Raw genomic sequence first — 19,758 nt, 5'->3', positions numbered from 1 at the left:
GGCCGGGTCCCGGCCGCACCGCTCAGGACACGTACCGCTCCCGCAACCTCCGCTTGTACAGCTTCCCGTTCGGATCCCGCGGCAGCTCCTCCAGATAATCCACCGACCGCGGCAGCTTGAACCGCGCCAGCCGCGTCGCCGCGAAGGCGAGCAGCTCGGAGGTCAGGTCGGGGGAAGGGGAAACGCCGGGGGCCGGCTGGACCACCGCCTTGATCTCCTCGCCCCAGTCCTCGTGGGGGATGCCGAACACCGCGACGTCCGCGATTTTCGGGTGCATCACGAGCTCGCCCTCGATTTCGGCCGGGTAGATGTTCACGCCGCCCGAGATGATGAGATCGGCGGCGCGGTCGTGGAGGTACAGGTAGCCGTCGGCGTCGAGGTGGCCGATGTCCCCCAGGGTGAACAGCTTGCCGACGCGGGAGCGTTCGGTTTTCGCGCGGTCGCCGTGGTATTCGAAGGACGAGTCGCCCATCTTCAGGTACACCGTGCCGACCTCGCCGGGAGGGACCTCGGCACCGGCGGAGTCCAGGACGCGCACGGTCGAGCCCGGCCAGGGCAGGCCGACGGAACCCGGCTTGCGCAGCCATTCCTCGCCCGTGATGACGGTGCCGCCGCCTTCCGTGGCGGCGTAGTACTCCGTGACGACCGGGCCCCACCAGTCCAGCATCCGGCGCTTGACCTCGGGCGGGCACGGCGCGGCGCCGTGGATCATCACGCGCAGCGAGGAAAGGTCGAAGCCCGACCGCACTTCGGGCGGCAGCGCGAGGAGGCGGCGGAACTGCGTGGGCACCATGTGGCTGTGCGTCACGCGGTGCCGCTCGATCAGGCGCAGCATGCCGGCCGCGTCCCAGCGGTCCATGAGCACCGCGGTGTGGCCCAGCTGCACGGAAATCGCGACGAAGTTCAGCACGGCCGTGTGGTAGAGCGGCGAACCACACAGGTGCACGTGCCCGTCGAAGGGCGCCAGGCCGAAGATCCCGAAGAACCACGTGGACGCCGCCGGCACCTCGTCCGGGTCGGCGCCCGTCAGCGGCCGCCGCACGCCCTTGGGCCGGCCCGTGGTGCCCGATGTGTAGAGCATCGGCGATCCCGCCGTCCGGCCGGACGGCCGCCCGTCGCCCAGGCCCGCGCCCAGCTCCTCCATCCGCCGGAAGCCGGGCACGTCGCCCACGGCGAACCGGGCCGGGATCCCGGCCTCGTCCGCGGCGGCCACTGCGACGTCCGCGAACCGTTCGTGCGCCAGGAAAGCCTTGGCCCCGCTGTCCGTCAGGATGTACGCGACCTCCGGCGCAACGAGGTGCCAGTTGACCACCACCACGTACAGCCCCGACTGGATCGCGGCGAAGTACGCGGCGAGCAGCTCGTGGCCGTTGGGCTGCAGCAGCACGATCGCGTCGCCGACCTCGAGCCCGAGCTCGCGCAGGCCCAGCGCGTAGCGGTTGGCTTTCGCCGCCAGCTCGCCGTAGCCGACCTCGCGGCCGTCGGGGTCCACCAGTGCCACGCGGTCGGGCTCGGCCGCGGCGATCGTCCACAGTCCCAGGTCCATGAGTTCAAATCTAGAACGCGTTCCACACGCGCACAACAGCCATCTTGCCTCCAATTCGAGAACGTGTTTCACTCAGGAATGTGACGGACACCCCGCTCTCGGCGCCGCTCGACGTCGGATTCGACTACACCCGCTCGACCGGACCCGTGCTCGGCCGGTTCGTGAACGCCTTGCGCGAGCGCCGGATCGAAGGCATCCGGGGCAGCGACGGCCGCGTCCACGTGCCCCCGCCCGAGTACGACCCCGTGACCGCCGAAGCGCTCACCGAGTTCGTGCCGGTGGGTGCCGAGGGCACCGTCGTCTCCTGGTCGTGGTGCGCGAACCCACTGGAGGGCCAGCCGTTGTCGCGTCCCTTCGCGTGGGTCCTGGTCAAGCTCGACGGCGCCGACACGACCGTGCTGCACGCTCTCGACGCCGGCGATCCCGCAGGAGTCCACACCGGACAGCGGGTCAAAGTCCGCTGGGCGACCGAAACCGTCGGCCACATCCGCGACATCGCGTACTTCCTCCCCGCCGAAGCAGCCGAAACACCACCCACCGAACCCCCACCCCCGGTGGCGAAACGCGAAGACGGCACCCCCGTCGAGGTGATCATCACCCCGGTCCACCTGTACTACCGCCACTCCGCGTCCCCCGAGGAAAGGCGCTACCTGCGCGCGCTCGCCGAAGGCCGGCTGATCGGCCAGCGCTGCCCCGCGTGCGCGAAGGTCTACATTCCGCCGCGCGGCGCGTGCCCCACCGACGGCGTGCCGACCACCGACGAGGTCGAGCTGCCCGACACCGGCATCGTCACCACGTTCTGCATCGTCAACGTCCCCTTCCTCGGCCAGCGCATCAAACCGCCGTACGTCGCGGCGTACGTGCTGCTCGACGGCGCCGACATCGCCTTCCTGCACCTCGTGCTCGGCTGCGCCGCCGAGGACGTGCGGATGGGCATGCGGGTGCGCGGGGCCTGGCGCCCGCGCGAGGAGTGGTGGACGTCGCTGGAGAACATCAGCCACTTCGAACCGACCGGCGAGCCCGACGCGCCGTACGAATCCTTCGCCCACCACCTGTGAGGGGGACGCATGCCCGAAGTCGCCGTCGCCGGGTTCGCGCAGGCGCCGAACGTCCGCGAGACCGCCGGCACCACCAACGGCGTCGAGATGCTCGTGCCGATCCTGGCCGAGGTGTTCGCCGCCACCGGACTGTCCAAACAGGACATCGGGTTCTGGTGCTCCGGCTCGTCGGACTACCTGGCCGGGCGCGCGTTCTCCTTCATCGCGGCCGTCGACGCCCTCGGCGCCTTCCCCCCGATCCACGAGTCGCACGTGGAGATGGACGCCGCGTGGGCGTTGTACGAGGCCTGGCTCCAGATCCGCACGGGCGAGGTCGACACCGCGCTCGTCTACGGTTTCGGCAAGGCCAGCGCCGGACAGCTGCGCCGCGTGCTCGCGCTGCAGCTCGACCCGTACGTGCTCGCTCCCCTGTGGCCCGATTCGCTCGCCCTCGCCGGCCTGCAGGCCCGCCTGGGCCTCGACGCGGGGCTGTGGTCCGAAAAGGACCTCGCCGAGGTCGCCGCCCGCAGCCGCGCCGACGCCGCCGGCAACCCCGCCGCGCAGCTCTCCGGCGAGGTCGACGTCGCCGCCCTGCTCGACACCCCGTACGTCGCGGATCCCCTGCGGGCACACGACATCTCGCCCGTCACCGACGGCGCGGCCGTGCTCGTGCTGGCGAGCGCCGAGCGGGCGAAGGACCTCGTCGACCGGCCCGCCGTCCTCGCCGGCGTCGAGCACCGCATCGACTCCCCCGTGCTGGGCGCCCGCGATCTGACGCGATCGCCGTCGACCGAGGCCGCGGCGCGGAACCTCGATCTCGACGGGGTCGAGCTGGCCGAGCTGCACACGCCGTTCACGCACCAGGAGCTCATCGTGCGCACCGCGCTCGGGCTCCGCGACGGCGTGCGGATCACCCCGTCGGGCGGCGCGCTCACCGGCAACCCGATGTTCTCCGCCGGCCTCGCCCGCATCGGCGAGGCGGCCGCGCGCATCCACCGCGGCGAGGCGAGCAAGGCCCTCGCCCACGCGACGAGCGGCCCGGCCCTGCAACAGAACCTACTCGCCGTGCTGGAGGCGCGATGACCAAGCAGCTCGCCGCGGTGCTCGGCACCGGCCAGACGCACCACCGCGCGAAGCGCACCGACGTGTCCATGCCCGGCCTGCTGCGCGAGGCCATCGACCGCGCGATGGCCGACGCGCAGGTCGGCTGGGCCGACATCGAGGCCGTGGTGCTGGGCAAGGCACCCGACCTGTTCGAGGGCGTGATGATGCCCGAGCTGTTCCTGGCCGACGCGCTGGGCGCGACCGGGAAACCGTTGCTGCGCGTGCACACCGCGGGTTCGGTCGGCGGCTCGACGGCGCTGGTCGCCGCGTCGCTGATCCAGGCCGGCGTGCACCGGCGCGTGCTGACGGTGGCGTTCGAGAAGCAGTCGGAGTCCAACGCGATGTGGGGGCTCTCGATCCTGCCGCCGTTCCAGATGCCGGTGGGTGCCGGCGCGGGCGGGTACTTCGCGCCGCACGTGCGCTCCTACATCCGCCGGTCCGGCGCGCCCGCGCACGTCGGGGCGATCGTCGCCGCGAAGGACCGGCGCAACGGGGCGCTCAACCCGTACGCGCACCTGCGCCAGGCCGACATCACCGTCGAGTCCGTGCAGGCGTCGCAGATGCTGTGGGACCCGATCCGCTACGACGAGACCTGCCCCTCCTCCGACGGCGCCTGCGCCATGGTGCTCGGCGACGAGGCCGCGGGCGACGCCGTCCCGGGCGGAGCCGCGTGGATCCACGCGACGGCGATGCGCACGGAGCCCACGACGTTCGCCGGCCGCGACCAGGTGAACCCTCAGGCCGGCCGCGATGCGGCGAAAGCGTTGTGGCACGAGGCCGGGATCACCGACCCGCTGTCCGAAGTGGACGTCGCCGAGATCTACGTGCCGTTCTCGTGGTTCGAGCCGATGTGGCTGGAGAACCTGGGGTTCGTGCCGGAAGGCCAGGGCTGGAACGTGACCGAGGCGGGCGACACGGCGCTGGGCGGCCGGCTGCCGGTGAACCCGTCGGGCGGGGTGCTGTCGTCAAACCCGATCGGCGCGTCGGGGATGCTGCGGTTCTCCGAGGCGGCCAAGCAGGTGATGGGCCGCGCGGGTGACTACCAGGTCGACGGCGCGCGCGTCGCGCTCGGACACGCGTACGGCGGCGGCTCGCAGTACTTCAGCATGTGGGTGGTGGGCTCGGCCAAGCCCGGCTCATGACCGGTTCACGACCGCCGGCGGCCGCGCAGTGCGAACAGCGTGCCCAGCGCCCCGAGCACCGCGCCGAGCGCGAGAGGACCCGCGGTGTGCCGGCGTGGCGCGATGACGGGCCGCAGCTGCGTGGGCGACGGCGGCGGGATCGGTTTCCGCGGCGCGTCTCGAGCCGTCGCCGTCCAGGCCGTGATGTACACGAGCATGCGCGCGATCAGGGAGATGAAGAACAGCAGACCGATCACCGACCCGAACGCGACGCCGGAGGGCGACGCGCTGATCAAGTTCAGGTAGATGCCACCCGCCTGCTTGAGCAGCTCGAAGCCCAGCGCCGCCGCGACCGCGCCCCGCATCGCGCTGCGCCAGCCGACGCGTTCGCGCGGCAGCCGCGTGAGCACCCACAGGAACACCAGCCAGTCGGCCAGCAGCGCGAGCGGCACCGACGTCGCCGAGAGCACCGAGTGGCCCCAGCTGGTGTCGTCGACGCCCACGAGTTTCAGCAGGTAGCCGCCCGCGGCCGTGCCCGACACGGTGATGCCGAACGACACCAGGAGCGCGGCCGCGAGCCCCAGCAGCGCGAGCACGTCCATCAGGATCGTGCGCAGCAGCGGTCCTTCGGAGTGGTTCTGGCCGTACATCGCGGTGAGCGCGTCGCGCAGGGAATTCATCCAGTTCCACCCGGAGTACAGCCCGACGACGAGACCCGCGACCCCGACGCCGGTGCGCTGCTCCACGAACCCGGTCAGCAGGTCCGACGCCTTCTCCCCGAGCGAGCCGGGCAGCGTGCCGGAGATGGCGTGCAGCATCTGGTCGAGCAGGTGCGGCTGCGTGGCCAGCACGAACCCCGCGGCCGACGACGCCAGCATCAGGATCGGCACCAGCGAAAGCAGGCTGAAGTACGTGATCGAGGCGACGTAGTGGTAGCCCCCGTACTCGAGGTACCGGTTGGTGGCCAGCGCGAGGTGGTCGAGCCAGCGGTACCGGGCACGCGCGCGGGCCCACCGGCTCGGCCCGGGCAGTTGAGGGTTCACGGTCACTGTCTACCCAGCCTGAGCCGGGTTTGTCGCACCGGACCCGCCGTTCACCCCAGGACGACGGGTTTGTCGTGATCGTCGGGCGGTGGTGCGGCATCAGTGGTCGCGAAGACCGTGGCGCCGAGGAAGTCGAGCTCGCAGCCGAGCGGGGTGAGGAATCCGGTGTCGGCGGCGTCGCGACCGGTGGCGATGCGGAGCATCACGGAGCGCGGGGCGAGGCGGGTCGCGTCGAACACGAGCCAGCGCCCGCCGACGCCGGCCTCGAACACGGCGTGGAAGTCCATCGGTTTCAGGCCTGGGGCGTAGACGGTGGTGAAGCGCGCGGGGATGCCCGCGGCCCGGCAGAGGGCGATGCAGGCGTGGGCGAAGTCGCGGCAGGCGCCTTCGCCGGCTTTGAGCGTGGTGGCGGCGTCCTGGCCTTCGGGGGTGGCGGGCACGTAGGTCAGCCGGTCGTGGACGTGGTCGGTGATGGCGCGGACGCGGGCGCGGTCGTCGCCGTGGCCGGGTTTCAGGGCGGCCATGCGGTCGGACGGGCAGAACCGGCTCGGGCGGGTGTAGCGCGCGAGGTCGGCGAGCGTGACGGGCTCGGCGGTGGCGCGGCAGAGCGTGCGTTCGCCGTGGTAGGTCACGCGGTGCTCGCCGGCGGGGAGGTCGTACACCTCGGCACGCGTGCCGTGGTCGAGCTCGGCGATGCGGGGCGCGCCGGCGGCGGAGACGGAGAGCTCGTCGGCATCGGCGTGGACGGCAGCGACCGAGATCGCGGCGAGCCCGGGCTTCGTCACCCGGACGCCGAACTCGACATCGACCGTCACGCGTTGCGCCACCAGGCCATCATGCCGGTTTCGGGCGGATCGGGTCTGGTCACGCGTACCGGACCTGGTAGTGCTTGATGCCGTTGAGCCAGCTGGAGCGCAGGCGCTGCGGGGGCGCGACCTCGGCGATGCCCGGCATGACGTCGGCGATCGCGGAGAAGATGAGGTCGATCTCGAGGCGGGCGAGGTTGGCGCCGAGGCAGTAGTGCGAGCCGGTGCCACCGAAGCCCACGTGGGGGTTGTCCTCGCGGAAGACGTCGAACCGCTCGGGCTCGTCGAACACGTCGGGGTCGAAGTTGGCGGAGCTGTAGAACATGCCGACGCGGTCGCCGCGGCGGATGTGCGCTCCGCCGAGCTCGGTGTCGCGCGTGGCGGTGCGCTGGAACGCGACCACGGGCGTGGCCCAGCGGACGATCTCGTCGGGCGCGGTCTTGGGCTTCTCCTCGCGGTAGCGCGCCCACTGGTCGGGGTGGTCGAGGAAGGCCTTCATGCCGTGGGTGATGGCGTTGCGCGTGGTCTCGTTGCCCGCGACGGCCAGCAGGATCACGAAGAAGCCGAACTCGTCGGAGCCGAGCGCTTCGCCGTCGACGTCGGCCTGCACGAGCTTGGTGACGATGTCGTCGACCGGGCAGCGGCGGCGCTCCTCGGCCATGTTCCAGGCGTAGCCGACGAGCTCGGCGGACGCGGTGAGGGGTTCGAGCTCGTACTCGGGGTCGTCGTAGGCCACCATCTGGTTGGACCAGTCGAAGATCTTCATGCGGTCCTCCTGCGGCACGCCGATGAGCTCGGCGATGGCCTGCAGGGGCAGCTCGCACGCGACGTCGGTGACGAAATCGCCTTCGCCCTTGGTGCGCGCCTCGGCGACGATGCGCTCGGCGCGTTCGCGCAGCGTGTCCTCGAGCCTGGCGATGGACTTCGGCGTGAAGCCCTTCGCGACGATGCGGCGCAGCTTCGTGTGCTGCGGGGCGTCCATGTTGAGCAGCACGAGGCGGTTGGCGTCGAGGTTCTCCGGCGTCATCCGGTCGTCGAAGCGGATGATGGCGGTCTTCTCCCACGACGAGTACAGCTGGCTGTCGCGCGAGACCTCCTTGACGTCGGCGTGGCGCGTGACGACCCAGTAGCCGTCGTCGCCGAAGCCGGCGGTGTTGCGGCGCTGCGGGTTCCACCACACGGGCGCCGTGCGCCGGAGCTCGGCGAACTCCTCCAGCGGCAGGCGGTTCGCGTAGAGGTCCGGGTCCGTGAAGTCGAAACCGGCGGGCAAAAGCGGAGCGGCCACGGCTGCCTCCAGCACGGGAACGGCGGTGATTCGCGCACTGCAACACGTTCTATGGTTCATTGGAGCATACGGTGTTAACTTACGGAACCCTGTTTGGTGATACCTGTTTACTTTACCGATTCTGCCCAGGTGAACGAACGCTCAGTTGGTGAAGATCGAGATTGGCCGACAGCTGGGAGTTCTTGCTATTAATAGGAACGTGTTCTAATTTTGGGTGGGTGAACAGTGTTAGCTCTCCCGTGATCGTGGCAGCGGTGCGCACGCCGATCGGCAAACGCGGCGGCTGGCTCTCGGGCCTGCACGCCGCCGAGCTGCTGGGCGCGGCGCACCTCGCACTGATCGACCGCAGCGGCATCGACCCCGCCCTGGTCGAACAGGTCATCGGCGGCGCCGTCACCCAGGCCGGCGAGCAGGCCGGCAACATCACCCGCACGGCCTGGCTCCACGCCGGCCTGCCCCCGGCCACCGGCGCCACCACCATCGATGCCCAGTGCGGCTCGGCCCAGCAGGCCACCCACCTGATCGCCGGCCTGATCGCGGCGGGCGCGATCTCGGTCGGAGTGGCGTGTGGGGTGGAGTCGATGAGCCGGGTGCCGTTGGGGGCGAACCGGGGAGTGGGGGCGTCGGGTGGATCGGCTGGGTCGGCAGGATCGCGCGGATCAGAGTGGTCGGCAGGGCCGGACGGATCACGCGGATCGGCGGGCTCGGGCCGCCCGGGTGGATCTGGCGGATCGGGATCAGGTGGCTCGGCCGCGTCACGCGGGCTGGGCGGGTCACGCGGGTCGGGTGGACCAGCAGGGTCAGGCGGACCAGCAGAGTTGGGCGGACCAGCAGAGTCGGGCGGACCAGCAGAGTCGGGCGGACCAGCAGAGTCGGGCGGACCAGCAGAGTCGGGCGGACCAGCAGGGTCAGGCGGACCAGCAGAGTCGGGCGGACCAGCAGGGTCAGGCGGACCAGCAGAGTCGGGCGGACCAGCAGAGTCAGGTGGCCGCGCGAATGCGGCCGGGTCGGCGGGCTCGGCGGGTTTCGGCCGCTCCACTGGATCGACGCGGCCGGAGTCGTGGTCGATCGACATGCCGGACCAGTACCGCGCGGCCGAGCGGATCGCCGTGCGGCGGGGCCTCACGCGCGCGGACGTCGACGAGTTCGGCGTTGCTTCGCAGCACAAAGCGGCGGCCGCGTGGGCGGCCAGTCGGTTCGACCGTGAGATCGTCCCGGTGAAAGCCCCCGACCCGGTCACCGGGGAACCCCGTTCGGTCACCCGGGACCAGGGCCTTCGAGAGACCACTGTGGACGGTCTCGCCGCGTTGAAACCCGTGCTGCCCGGCGGCCTCCACACCGCCGGCACGTCCTCGCAGATCTCCGACGGCGCCGCCGCGCTCCTGCTCATGGACGCCACGCTGGCCCGTTCCCTCGGCCTGCGCCCCCGCGCGCGGATCCGGGCCCAGGCACTGGTCGGCGCCGAACCGTACTACCACCTCGACGGGCCCATTCAGGCCACCGACCGCGTTCTGGCCCAGGCCGGCATGACCATCGACGATCCGGACCTGTTCGAAGTCAACGAAGCGTTCGCCTCCGTCGTCCTCTCCTGGCAAGGCGTCCACTCCCCCGACCCCGGCCGCGTGAACGTCAACGGCGGCGCCATCGCCCTCGGCCACCCCGTCGGCAGCACCGGCGCCCGGCTCCTCACCACGGCGCTGCACGAACTCGAACGCCGCGACACCGCGACCGCGCTCGTCACCATGTGCGCGGGCGGTGCCCTGTCGACGGCGACGGTCATCGAACGCCTCTGAAACCCGGCGCGGATCGGCTTACGCTGAAGCGATGAAACTGACGGCGACCGTGCTCGGTGCGCCCGACCCGCGGGCGCTGGCGAAGTTCTACCAGGCGTTGCTGGGGTGGCCCTTCGGCGCGGACGAGCCGGACTGGGTCACGCTGCGGCCGCCCGAGGGTGGGCCCGGGCTGTCGTTCCAGCTGGAACGTGAGCTGGTGCCGCCGAAGTGGCCGCAGGAGCCCGGATACCAGCAGATGATGCTGCACCTGGACATCGAAGTCGACGATCTGGCACAGGCCGGCGCGAAAGCCGTCGCGGCCGGGGCACGGCTCGCGACGTTCCAGCCGCAGAAGCACGTCCGCGTGTACCTCGATCCGGCCGGGCACCCGTTCTGCCTGTGGGCCCGGCCCTGAGCCGGCTCACGACAGCGGCACGGCGACGACCCCGGGCGGCATCCGCCCCGGCTCCCGCCGCCACACCGCGGCGAACGCGTGGGCGAGCCGCTTCGGAACCTCGGCCTGCGCGCCACCTCCGTGGAAGTCGACGGTCACCAACGTGGCATCCACGCCCCACGGCACGCGGCGCAGCAGCTTCGCGTAGTCCGCGCTCGCGGACACGAACCCGAGGACCCGCCGGGCACCGATGCGCTGCACCTCGTACTGGATCGCGGCCTCGAGCGTCCCGGGCGGCCAGTCGCGCAAGCGGAGTTTCCGGTCGTAGAACGCGATCGGCTCGTCCGCCCTCGCGACGCCGTAGCCACCGCTGAGGATGAGCAGCCGCCCGGACGCCGCGGCGTCGGGCAACGCGTCGCCGACGTGCCGGTAGAAGTGACCGCTGTAGCGCTGCCACGCCGGCAGCCGCGTCCGGTCGTCGACCGCCGAGCGGGGCAGGAGTTCCTCGCGCCCCCGGAGCAGGTCCTCGGGCCAGTCCGCACGCCCCGCCGGGGCCGCACTGCCACCGGCGACCTTGGCCTTCGACGGCCCGATGATCAGCAGGGTGCCGGGCTCGTCGACCAGGTCCTCCACCAGACGCATGCCCGCATTCAACCACCCGGCCCAGCGCCGGCACCGCACACGTGATCCACCGGCCGGGCAGGCCGAAACCGGCGGTTCCGCCGAAGCCGCCGGCAGACGCTCGGCGCACGCAGCCGGGACCCGATCGGGCCCGGCGCAACACTCACTCGACCCCACAGCGCAAACCCGCCCGAGCTCACCGGCACCCCTGACCACGGAGGGCCGCTCGGCCTCACCCAAACCACGCCCAGGGAACCGGAACGCACCCAGACACCGCCCGGCCGCACTCGCGGCAGCGCCGGCCCTCACACAACGCATGGCACTCAACCGAAAACCGCGCACTCCACCGGACCGTTGTCCGGCAGACCCGAACGCGCCCCGGCACCGCTCGACCCGCAGCGGTGCCAGTCCTCACACAACCCCGCGCCCCTCAACCCAGCACCATGTGCTCCACCGGCCCGCGGTCCGGCAGACCGAAAGCACCCCCGACCCGAAGCAGCGCCGGCCTCACACAACGACGCCACTCAGCCGAAAACCGCGCACTCCACCGGACCCTTGTCCGGCAGACCTAACTCACCCCGGCCCGACCCGCCGCAACGCGAACCCTCACACAACCTCGCACCACTCAGCCGAGCACCGCGCACACCACCAGCCGTCACCCGACCGACCCGAACCCACCCCTGCCATACGCGCAGCAACACCAGCCCCCGCACAACCTCGCATCACTCAACCGCACCGCGCACACCACCAGCCGTCACCCGGCAGACCCGAACCCACCCCTGCCAGACGCGCAGCAGCGCCAGCCCCCGCACAGCCAGACGTCACTCAACCCAGCACCGCACACACCACCAGCCGTCGCCCCGCAGACCCGAACGCACCCCGGCACCGCCTGACCCGCAGCAACGCCAGGCCACCCACAACCAACGACACTCAGCCCAGTGCCGCGAACGCCATCAGCCGTTCTCCGGCAGACCCGAACGCAACCCGGCCCAACCCGCCGCAGCGCCGGCCCGAATGCAACCCCGCACCCCTCAACCCAGCACCGTGCGCTCCACCGGCCCGTTGTCCGGACGAGCAAAGCGCACCCAAGCACCCCCCTCATGCCAAGACTCCACGAACAGCGTGTTGTCCGCGACCCACGTGTAGACCGCTTCGTGGATGTCCAGTTCGAAGAGGTGGCTGTCGGAGCCGGCGCGGGAGTCGGTGATTTCCCGGGCCACGCCGGCGAGTTTGGCGTCGCCCGGGCCGTTTTCTTCGATGCCCGGGTAGGCGTGGAGGGCGAAGCGGCCGTCGTGTTGGAGGTCGCGGGCTTTGCGGGCGTCGAGCATCGAGCCGATGTACAGGGAGCCGTCGTCGCGAAAGGAGACTTCGGAGCCGCTCACGCGGGGTGAGCCGTCGCGGCGCAGGGTGGCCAGGACGTGGGACTCGCCGCTGAGGAAGCGTTCGTGGATGCGCTCGGCCAGCGAGGGGGCGGCCGCCGCGAAGGTCTGCCAGGTGGTCATGCGGACGAGTCAAGCACGCGCCACCGACAAAACCGGCTCATGCGCCGTACACCGGTTCAGGTGAAGGCGCGGAAGCCAGCAACGAAGCCACCACCGGGCCCAGCTCGGCCGGTTCCCACCGGGCACCCTTGTCGCACGCCGGGCCGTGGCGCCAGCCGTCCGCGAGGGACACGCGGCCACCGTCCACTTCGAACACCCGCCCGGTGACGCCGGCCGACTCGACGGAACCCAGCCACACCACCAGCGGCGACACGTTCTCCGGCGCCATCGCGTCGAACCCCGACGCCGGCGCCGCCAGGTCGAACGTCCCCTCCGTCATGCGCGTCCGCGCGGCCGGCGCGATCGCGTTGACCACCACGCCGTAGCGCGCCAGCTCGGCCGCGGCCACCGAGGCCAGCCCCAGGATCCCGGCCTTGGCCGCCGAATAATTGCCCTGCCCGACACTCCCCAGCAGCCCCGCACCCGAGCTCGTCAGCACCACCCGCGCCTCCCGTGCCAGTCCCGCCTTAGCCTCCGCACGCCAGTACGCCGCCGCGTGCCGCAACGGCGCGAAGTGCCCCTTCAGATGCACCCGCACGACGGCGTCCCACTCCTCTTCCGACAGGTTCACCAGCATCCGGTCCCGCAGGAACCCGGCGTTGGCGACGAGCACATCGAGCCCGCCGAAGGAATCCACCGCCGCCGACACCAACCGCGCGGCACCGGACCAGTCGGCGACGTCGTCGGTGTTCGCCACCGCTTCCCCACCCGCCGAACGAATCTCGTCGGCGACCACCTCCGCCGGACCCACCGCACCGCCGCTGCCGTCGAGTGCAGTCCCGACGTCGTTCACCACCACCCGCGCGCCCTCGGCCGCGAACGCCAGCGCGTGCGCCCGCCCGATCCCGCGCCCCGCGCCGGTGACCACCACGACCCGACCGTCGACCAGCCCCACGTCACACCCCTTCCGAACCGGCCCGCAGGTACGCCGGTGCCTCACCACCGCCGTGCACCGCCAGCCGCGCACCACTCACGTACGAAGCCAACGGAGAAGCCAAGAACACCGCACACGCCCCCACTTCCGCCGGCGTCGCCAATCGCCCCAACGGCACCGTCGCGGCAACCGACGGGTCATAGCGCGACGGCGAGGTCCCGACCATCCCCACGTCGAGCGCGTTCACCCGCACCTTCGGCGCCCACTCCACCGCCAACGTCGCCGTCAGGTTGTCGAGCCCCGCCTTGGCCGCCCCGTACGCCGCCGTCCGGGGCGAAGGCCGGGTCGCACTGACGCTGCTCACGTTCACGATCACCCCGCCACTTTCCTGCTGCTGCATCACGGCGTTCGCCGCCTGCGCCACCCCCAGTGGCGCCAGCAGGTTCACCGCGACCACCTTCTCGTGGAACCGCGCCGACGCCGTGGCCGTGTCCGCGAACGGCGCTCCCCCGGCGTTGTTCACCAGCACGTCCAGCCGGCCGTACACCGTCACCACGAGAGAAACCAGCCGTGAAACCTCCGCCGGCTCCCGCACGTCGCACCGCACGAAATCCGCGCCGGCACCACTTCGCGCGCACACGACGACCCGCGCGCCCGCGTCGCGGAACACCGCGGCGATGCCCGCGCCGACCCCGCGCGTCCCGCCGGTGACCAGCACGACGGCGCCGTCGAGCCGAAGATCCAGTGCCACTCAACGACCTCCCGCCGCGTCGCCGTTGCCGTGCTAACGTACCAAGCAAGTGCTAGGTTTGTAACCCGTCAGAGGTGACCATGACCGTGACCACGCACTCCCCGGAGCCCGGCGTCGCAGTGGTGACGGTGGCCGCCCCGCCGGTCAACGCGCTGGCCGCGGACGGCTGGTTCGCCCTCGCCGAAGCCGTCACGAACGCGGGTCGCGACCCCGGAACCCACGTCGTGGTACTGCGCGCCGAGGGCCGCGGCTTCAATGCCGGCGTCGACATCAAGGAGATCCAGCGCGACCCCGGCCACGCCGCGCTCATCGGCGCCAACGAAGGCTGCGCCGCCGCCTTCTCCGCCGTGTACGACTGCGCGGTGCCGGTGATCGCGGCCGTGCAAGGGTTCTGCCTCGGCGGCGGGGTGGGGCTGGTCGGCAACGCCGACGTCGTCGTGGCCAGTGAAGGCGCCGAGTTCGGCCTGCCCGAGGTCGACCGAGGCGCGCTCGGCGCCGCCACGCACCTCGCGCGGCTCGTCCCGCAGCACCTCATGCGCGCGCTGTACTACACAGCCGAAACGATCTCCGCGAAGCAGCTTCACCACCACGGTTCCGTGTACGCGGTCGTACCCCGCGAAGAGCTCGACGCGACAGCCCTGGCCCTCGCCCGGAGAATCGCCGCGAAGGACACCCGCGTGATCCGCGCCGCCAAACAGGCCATCAACGGCATCGACGTGCAGCCCGTGCACCGCAGCTACCGCTTCGAGCAGGGCTTCACCTTCCAGCTCAACCTCGCGGGCGTGTCCGGCGCCGCCCGGCAGCAGTTCCTCGACGGAGGGGGAAAGCCTTGAGCGACAAGCGGATGACAGCCGACGAGGTGGTCGCCGAGCTGCGTGACGGCATGACCGTCGGACTCGGCGGCTGGGGCTCGCGGCGCAAGCCGATGGCCTTCGTGCGCGCGATCCTGCGCTCGCCGCTGAAGGACCTCACCGTCGTCTCCTACGGCGGCCCGGACGTCGGCCTCCTCGCCGCCGCGGGCAAGATCCGCCGGCTGGTCTTCGGGTTCGTCACGCTCGACTCCATCCCGTACGACCCGTGGTTCACCCGCGCCCGCGAAGCCGGCGCGTTCGAGGTGACGGAGTACGACGAGGGTGTGCTCGGCACCGGCCTTTCCGCCGCGGCGCACCGGCTTCCGTTCCTCCCCACCCGTGCCGGCCTCGGCTCCGACGTCATGCCGCTGAACCCCCACCTGCGCACGGTGCGCTCCCCTTACGCCGACGGCGAGGAGCTCCTGGCCGTCCCCGCGCTCGACCTCGACGCGGCCCTCGTCCACCTCAACCGCGCCGACGCCCGCGGCAACGCCCAGTACCTCGGGCCTGACCCGTACTTCGACGAGCTGTTCGCCCTCGCCGCCGACCGCTGCTACGTCTCCGCAGAACGGGTCGTCCCCACCTCCGAACTGTCCGCCGCGCCCCTGCAGAGCCTGCTGCTCAACCGCGCAAGCGTGCACGGCGTCGTCGAAACCCCGCACGGCGCGCACTTCACCAGCGCCGCGCCCGACTACGGCCGCGACGAGAACTTCCAGCGCCACTACGTGACCTCGGCCAAGGACCCGGACCGGTGGCCGAGGTTCGCCGACCGATTCCTCTCCGGCGACGAGGCTCAGTACCAACGCGAAGTCGCCCGGTTCGCCGAGGAGGCGGCATGAGCTCACGATCGCGCCGGCCCGCTCGTGCCGCCGACCGGGTGCGGGTGTCCCGCAAGACACAGGAGGCGGCATGAGCGAGGTGACGCGCGCCGAATACGCCGTGATCGCGTGCGCGGAGCTGTTCCGCGGCGACGGCGAGATCCTGGTCAGCCCCATGGGTTTCGTCCCGAGTCTGGGCGCGAAACTCGCACGGCTCACGTTCGAGCCCGATCTGCTGCTCACCGACGGCGAGGCCTCCCTCGTCACGGCCGACGGCGTCGTCGAGGGCTGGCAGCCGTTCCGCAAGGTGCTCGACACCGTGGTGCCGCACGGAAAACGGCACGTCGTGATGGGCGCGAACCAGCTCGACCGCGAGGGCAACCAGAACATCTCCGCCATCGGCCCGCACGCGAAGCCCGCGAAGCAGCTTCTCGGCGTACGCGGCGGGCCCGGCAACACGGTGAACCACCGCACGAGCTACTGGGTGCCGCGCCACAGCCGGCGGGTGTTCGTCGACCGCGTCGACGTGGTGTCGGGCGTCGGCTATGCACGGGCAGGGTCCCTGCCGTACCACGACGTGTACCGCGTGGTGACCAACTTGGGCGTGCTCGATTTCGGCGGCGCCGGCCACTCACCCCGGCTGCTTTGGGTGCACCCCGGCGTTTCCGTCGAGGAGGTCACCGCGGCGACGTCGTTCCCGCTCGACACCTCCGGCACCGCACGGACCCGCGCACCCGGCGACGACGAGCTGCGGCTGCTCAGGGAAGTCCTGGACCCGAAGTCCCTGCGCGACAAGGAAGTCCCCTCGTGAGGACGGCGCTGACGGACCTCATCGGCGTCCGCCACCCGGTCGTCCAGACCGGCATGGGCTGGGTAGCCGGCCCTCGGCTCGTCTCCGCGACCGCCGAAGCCGGCGGTCTCGGCATCCTCGCCTCGGCCACCATGACCTACGACGAGCTGGCCGCCGCGATCAAGAAAACCCGCTCCCGCACTGAAAACCCCTTCGGTGTCAACCTCCGCGCCGACGCCGAGGACGCGGCCCGGCGCGTCGACCTGCTGATCGCCGAAGGCGTGAAAGTCGCGTCGTTCGCGCTGGCCCCGCGACGGGAACTGATCACCAAGCTCAAGGACCACGGCGTGGTCGTCCTGCCGTCGGTCGGCGCGGCCCGCCACGCGGAGAAGGTCGCGGCCTGGGGTGCCGACGCCGTGGTCGTGCAGGGCGGCGAAGGCGGCGGGCACACCGGCGGCGTCGCCACGACCCTGCTGCTGCCCGCCGTGCTCGACGCCGTCGACATCCCCGTGGTCGCCGCGGGCGGCTTCTTCGACGGCCGGGGCCTGGCGGCCGCGCTCGCGTACGGCGCGGCCGGGATCGCCATGGGCACCCGCTTCCTGCTCACACGCGAAAGCACCGTGCCCGACGCCGTGAAGCGGCTCTACCTCGACCACGACCTCACCGGCACCGTCGTGACGCGCAAGGTCGACGGCCTCCCGCACCGCGTCCTGCGCACCGGACTCGTCGACGCGCTGGAGAAGTCCGGCGCGCTCACCGGGTTCGCGCGCGCAGCGGGGAACGCCGCCCGGTTCCGCCGGCTCAGCGGGCGTTCGTGGGCCGCGCTCGTGCGAGAGGGCCTGCGGCTGCGGACAAGCGGGCGAACGCGGGCGCAGGTCCTGATGGCCGCCAACACACCGATGCTGCTGCGCGCGGGCCTCGTCGACGGCGATCCGGCCGCCGGTGTGCTGGCGTCCGGGCAGGTCGTCGGGCTGCTGCGCGACCTGCCGCCGGTGGCGGACCTGATCGACGGGATCGTGGCCGACGCCGAGGCGATCCTGCGCCGCCTCGGCGACGGCCGTTGTGCTTGACTTCAAGGCATGATCTCGGAAAGCCGCTGCCCGGTCGCGGAGGGCGAGCTCGCCGTCCGCACCGGTGGCGAGGGCCCGATGCTGCTGCTCATCCCCGGGGGCACCGGCGGCGCGGACTCGCTGCGCGCGCTCGTCAAGCAACTGCAGGCGGACCACACCGTGGTCACCTACGACCGGCGCGGCCACTTCGCCAGCACCGACACCACCACGGGTCCGGTGCCGGTCTCGCTGCAGGCGGACGACGCGCTCGCCGTGCTCGACCACGTCGGCGCCGGCCCGATCCCCGTGTTCGGCACCAGCGCCGGCGCGCAGATCGGCCTCGACCTCGTGGCGCGCCACCCCGATCGGGTGTCGGTGCTCGTCGCGCACGAACCGCCCGCGGTGCAGCTGATGCCCGACGCCACGGGCTGGCTCGAGGCCGCGAACGACCAGATCCGGCTGGCCCGTTCGGGTGACCTGATGGGCGCCGTCACGCGCTTCGCCGACGGCATCGCGGGCGCGGCGCTGCCCGATCTGCCCAACCTGCGCCTGCCGAACGAGGCCGACTGGCTGCGCCTGTTCGACCGCGAGCTCGCCGAGTTCTTCGACTACCTGCCGGACCTGCGCGCCCTGCGCCGCGCGAGCACCGAGATCGTGCCCGTCGCCGGCGAAGCCAGCCGCGGCCGCTACCACTACCAGCCGGCGAAGATCCTGGCGCTGGAGCTGGGGCTGCCGTTCGTCGAGGTCCCCGGCGCGCACCTGGCGCCGCAACGCAACGCGCCGAAGTTCGCCGCGGCGCTGCGCGAGCTGCTCGCGGCGGCGCAGGCCTGACCGTTCCCCAGGTCACGGGCAGCTCCGCGAACGCCGTGTGCCCGGTGTCGGCGCGCAGCCGCAGCTCTTCGGCCGGTGCGGCGAGGTGGAGGTCCGGGCAGGAGCCGCGGCAGAGCCGTGAAGACCGCCTGCAGCTCCAGCCTGGCCAGCGGTGCGCCCAGGCAGTGGTACGGGCCGTGGCCGAACGCGAGGTGACCGGTGGCGTCGCGGCGGACTTCGAACTCAAGCGCGGCCGGGAACACCGTCCCGTCGAGGTTCGCCGCGACCGCACTCAGCAGGACGAGGCCGCCCGCTTCGACGCGGTGATCACCGACGGCGAACGCGGCCGTGGCCCGGCGAGGACGGCCACGCCGTGGCGGGTGCACGGGAAACCTGAGGATCTCCTCGACGGCGCCGGGCACCCTCGCGGGATCGGCCCACACGGCCGCGCGTTGCGCGGGATGGGTGTCGAGCAGCACGACACCCTTGTCGATCGCGGTCGTGGTGGTCACGTGGCCCGCGTACAGCAGCAACGTCGCGTACCGGACGGCTTCGGCGGGCGGGATCTCGCGGACGAGCTCGGACAGCAGATCGTCCGCGGGGTGGCCGAGCTTGAAGCGAGCGACCTCGGCCAGGTCCTCCCCGGGCGGTGCGCCGAGCAGACGGCGGATCACCAGCTCGGGGAACGGCTCCGAGAACACCGCGTGGAAATCGGCGGGCGGGCCCGGCAGTTCCGCGAGCAGCCTGCGCGTCGACGTCGTCGCGCAGCCCGGCCAGGCGCCGAGCGGCGAAGGCGCCGCTGAGCAGGCGGCGCATCCGCCGGTGCTCGGCCGGGTCGCGGGCGGGCACCGGCTCGAGCCGTGGGTCGGCGAAGAACCGCTTGACCTCCGCGTTCCCACGCACGACCCACGGCTCGGTCACGCCGCACGCAGCCGGTTGCGGTAGACGAACATCGCCAGCAGCCCGGCACCGATCACGGCATAGCCGACAGGCTTGCCCACAGCCAGGAACGTCGTGGTCGGCAGGGAGATCGCCAGCGCCAGCAGGACCACCGCGTGCAGGGTGAGCACCCCGCCGAGCAGGGCGGTCATCACGGTGATCCCCCTGCGCCGGCCCGGCGCGGGCACGGGACGGCCGGTGAACCGGAGAACCAGGAGCAGCAAGGGTTTCCCGGCCATCGCCGAGCCGAGCAGCACGATCCCCACCGGCCCGGTGAGCACGGTGTCCTGCAGCTTCAGCACGAGCTCGTTGCCGCCGGTGAGCCCCAGGACCACGAGCATCACCACGAAGCCCGCGACCGCCACCACCCCGACCGGGTCCAGCCGCCGCCGGACGGCGAACTCGCCGACCGTGACGAGCAGCGGGATGGCCGCGGAGATCGCCAGCGCCACCACCTCGCTCCCCACGACGGGCTTCAGCAGCACGTACACCACCAGCGGCAGCGCGACGTTCAGCACGAGGCTCGGCAGCAGCCGGCGCAGCAGTTCGGGTTTCACGAGCGGGTCCTCCCCTTCGGTGATTCGGACCCGCTCAGCGTGGCTCCCG

19 protein-coding genes and 1 pseudogene are annotated in these 19,758 nt (G+C 72.0%); 10 read left to right on the top strand and 10 right to left on the bottom strand.

All coding sequences use genetic code 11. The features are described 5' to 3' along the window. Positions 1-22: 22 nt before the first annotated feature. The gene (locus AB0K15_RS08545; protein WP_364047255.1) at positions 23-1,546 is read right to left on the bottom strand and encodes an acyl-CoA synthetase; all 1,524 of its coding nucleotides are present in this window, start codon (positions 1,544-1,546) and stop codon (positions 23-25) included. A gap of 80 nt (positions 1,547-1,626) precedes the next feature. On the opposite strand from AB0K15_RS08545, the gene AB0K15_RS08540 reads away from it, so the two are divergent. Genes AB0K15_RS08540 through AB0K15_RS08530 form a run of 3 tightly spaced genes read left to right on the top strand, consistent with a single transcriptional unit; the run spans position 1,627 to position 4,829 of the window. Beyond that, on the top strand, positions 1,627-2,604 hold the full coding sequence (locus AB0K15_RS08540) for an OB-fold domain-containing protein (RefSeq protein ID WP_364047252.1): 978 nt from the start codon (positions 1,627-1,629) through the stop codon (positions 2,602-2,604). Positions 2,605-2,613: 9 nt separating this feature from the next. Next, positions 2,614-3,666, top strand: coding sequence for a thiolase domain-containing protein (locus AB0K15_RS08535; protein WP_364047249.1), 1,053 nt, complete (start codon positions 2,614-2,616; stop codon positions 3,664-3,666). Then, entirely contained in the window at positions 3,663-4,829 is a 1,167-nt protein-coding gene (locus tag AB0K15_RS08530) for a thiolase domain-containing protein (RefSeq protein WP_364047246.1), read from the top strand. The genes AB0K15_RS08535 and AB0K15_RS08530 overlap by 4 nt, the downstream gene beginning before the upstream one ends. 5 nt (positions 4,830-4,834) lie before the next feature. Here AB0K15_RS08530 and AB0K15_RS08525 read toward each other — a convergent pair whose 3' ends face one another. The 3 genes from AB0K15_RS08525 to AB0K15_RS08515 are packed head-to-tail and all read right to left on the bottom strand — an operon-like array spanning position 4,835 to position 7,942. Next, positions 4,835-5,857: a YhjD/YihY/BrkB family envelope integrity protein gene (locus tag AB0K15_RS08525; protein ID WP_364047243.1), complete on the bottom strand. Its 1,023-nt coding sequence runs from the start codon at positions 5,855-5,857 to the stop codon at positions 4,835-4,837. 44 nt (positions 5,858-5,901) lie between these two features. Further along, on the bottom strand, positions 5,902-6,678 hold the full coding sequence (locus AB0K15_RS08520; protein ID WP_364047240.1) for a transglutaminase family protein: 777 nt from the start codon (positions 6,676-6,678) through the stop codon (positions 5,902-5,904). Between the two features lie 37 nt (positions 6,679-6,715). After that, positions 6,716-7,942 carry a cytochrome P450 gene (locus AB0K15_RS08515; RefSeq protein ID WP_364047237.1) on the bottom strand — a complete coding sequence of 409 codons (1,227 nt, stop codon included), beginning with the start codon at positions 7,940-7,942 and terminating at the stop codon, positions 6,716-6,718. 218 nt (positions 7,943-8,160) lie between these two features. Here AB0K15_RS08515 and AB0K15_RS08510 point away from each other — a divergent pair, with 218 nt between their 5' ends. Continuing rightward, positions 8,161-9,735 (top strand): acetyl-CoA C-acyltransferase, encoded by a 1,575-nt coding sequence (locus AB0K15_RS08510; RefSeq protein WP_364047963.1) that lies wholly within the window; start codon positions 8,161-8,163, stop codon positions 9,733-9,735. A gap of 31 nt (positions 9,736-9,766) precedes the next feature. After that, complete coding sequence (locus AB0K15_RS08505) at positions 9,767-10,129, top strand: VOC family protein (RefSeq protein WP_364047234.1); 363 nt, start codon at positions 9,767-9,769, stop codon at positions 10,127-10,129. Positions 10,130-10,135: 6 nt separating this feature from the next. Here the strand turns inward: AB0K15_RS08505 and AB0K15_RS08500 are convergent, their stop codons facing one another. The 4 genes from AB0K15_RS08500 to AB0K15_RS08485 form a co-directional block, all read right to left on the bottom strand. Continuing rightward, positions 10,136-10,750 carry a hypothetical protein gene (locus AB0K15_RS08500; protein ID WP_364047231.1) on the bottom strand — a complete coding sequence of 205 codons (615 nt, stop codon included), beginning with the start codon at positions 10,748-10,750 and terminating at the stop codon, positions 10,136-10,138. A 1,010-nt stretch (positions 10,751-11,760) separates the two neighbouring features. Further along, positions 11,761-12,231, bottom strand: coding sequence for a pyridoxamine 5'-phosphate oxidase family protein (locus AB0K15_RS08495; protein WP_364047228.1), 471 nt, complete (start codon positions 12,229-12,231; stop codon positions 11,761-11,763). Positions 12,232-12,268: 37 nt separating this feature from the next. Further along, positions 12,269-13,165 carry an SDR family oxidoreductase gene (locus AB0K15_RS08490; RefSeq protein WP_364047225.1) on the bottom strand — a complete coding sequence of 299 codons (897 nt, stop codon included), beginning with the start codon at positions 13,163-13,165 and terminating at the stop codon, positions 12,269-12,271. Between the two features lies 1 nt (position 13,166). Next, entirely contained in the window at positions 13,167-13,895 is a 729-nt protein-coding gene (locus AB0K15_RS08485) for an SDR family oxidoreductase (protein WP_364047222.1), read from the bottom strand. A gap of 80 nt (positions 13,896-13,975) precedes the next feature. Between AB0K15_RS08485 and AB0K15_RS08480 the strand changes: the two genes are divergently transcribed. The 5 genes from AB0K15_RS08480 (at position 13,976) to AB0K15_RS08460 (ending at position 18,234) form a co-directional block, all read left to right on the top strand. Continuing rightward, the gene (locus AB0K15_RS08480) at positions 13,976-14,728 is read left to right on the top strand and encodes an enoyl-CoA hydratase family protein (protein ID WP_364047219.1); all 753 of its coding nucleotides are present in this window, start codon (positions 13,976-13,978) and stop codon (positions 14,726-14,728) included. Continuing rightward, on the top strand, positions 14,725-15,585 hold the full coding sequence (locus tag AB0K15_RS08475; protein ID WP_364047216.1) for a CoA-transferase: 861 nt from the start codon (positions 14,725-14,727) through the stop codon (positions 15,583-15,585). The genes AB0K15_RS08480 and AB0K15_RS08475 overlap by 4 nt, the downstream gene beginning before the upstream one ends. A gap of 70 nt (positions 15,586-15,655) precedes the next feature. Then, positions 15,656-16,375 carry a CoA-transferase gene (locus tag AB0K15_RS08470; protein WP_364047213.1) on the top strand — a complete coding sequence of 240 codons (720 nt, stop codon included), beginning with the start codon at positions 15,656-15,658 and terminating at the stop codon, positions 16,373-16,375. Continuing rightward, the gene (locus AB0K15_RS08465; RefSeq protein ID WP_364047210.1) at positions 16,372-17,424 is read left to right on the top strand and encodes a nitronate monooxygenase; all 1,053 of its coding nucleotides are present in this window, start codon (positions 16,372-16,374) and stop codon (positions 17,422-17,424) included. The genes AB0K15_RS08470 and AB0K15_RS08465 overlap by 4 nt, the downstream gene beginning before the upstream one ends. Before the next feature lie 9 nt (positions 17,425-17,433). After that, complete coding sequence (locus AB0K15_RS08460; RefSeq protein ID WP_364047207.1) at positions 17,434-18,234, top strand: alpha/beta hydrolase; 801 nt, start codon at positions 17,434-17,436, stop codon at positions 18,232-18,234. A gap of 125 nt (positions 18,235-18,359) precedes the next feature. Here AB0K15_RS08460 and AB0K15_RS08455 read toward each other — a convergent pair. Beyond that, positions 18,360-18,635 (bottom strand): annotated as a pseudogene (locus tag AB0K15_RS08455) (cytochrome P450); the annotation flags it as partial. A gap of 495 nt (positions 18,636-19,130) precedes the next feature. After that, on the bottom strand, positions 19,131-19,709 hold the full coding sequence (locus AB0K15_RS08450) for a VC0807 family protein (protein ID WP_364047204.1): 579 nt from the start codon (positions 19,707-19,709) through the stop codon (positions 19,131-19,133). Between the last annotated feature and the right edge of the window lie 49 nt (positions 19,710-19,758).

Origin of the sequence: Amycolatopsis sp. NPDC049253 (assembly GCF_040678995.1) — a bacterium.
GTDB lineage: Bacteria > Actinomycetota > Actinomycetes > Mycobacteriales > Pseudonocardiaceae > Amycolatopsis.
Note: the sequence above shows the minus strand (reverse complement) of the source record. Positions and strands in the feature narration are given on the sequence as shown.

What these genes read in the sequence shown, in the direction of transcription:
- AB0K15_RS08530 (WP_364047246.1), top strand. Translation starts at nt 3,663, where the DNA reads ATGACCAAGCAGCTCGCCGCGGTGCTCGGCACCGGCCAGACGCACCAC.
- AB0K15_RS08470 (WP_364047213.1), top strand. Translation starts at nt 15,656, where the DNA reads ATGAGCGAGGTGACGCGCGCCGAATACGCCGTGATCGCGTGCGCGGAG.
- AB0K15_RS08495 (WP_364047228.1), bottom strand. Translation starts at nt 12,231, where the DNA reads ATGACCACCTGGCAGACCTTCGCGGCGGCCGCCCCCTCGCTGGCCGAG.
- AB0K15_RS08535 (WP_364047249.1), top strand. Translation starts at nt 2,614, where the DNA reads ATGCCCGAAGTCGCCGTCGCCGGGTTCGCGCAGGCGCCGAACGTCCGC.
- AB0K15_RS08480 (WP_364047219.1), top strand. Translation starts at nt 13,976, where the DNA reads ATGACCGTGACCACGCACTCCCCGGAGCCCGGCGTCGCAGTGGTGACG.
- AB0K15_RS08505 (WP_364047234.1), top strand. Translation starts at nt 9,767, where the DNA reads ATGAAACTGACGGCGACCGTGCTCGGTGCGCCCGACCCGCGGGCGCTG.
- AB0K15_RS08460 (WP_364047207.1), top strand. Translation starts at nt 17,434, where the DNA reads ATGATCTCGGAAAGCCGCTGCCCGGTCGCGGAGGGCGAGCTCGCCGTC.
- AB0K15_RS08500 (WP_364047231.1), bottom strand. Translation starts at nt 10,750, where the DNA reads ATGCGTCTGGTGGAGGACCTGGTCGACGAGCCCGGCACCCTGCTGATC.
- AB0K15_RS08545 (WP_364047255.1), bottom strand. Translation starts at nt 1,546, where the DNA reads ATGGACCTGGGACTGTGGACGATCGCCGCGGCCGAGCCCGACCGCGTG.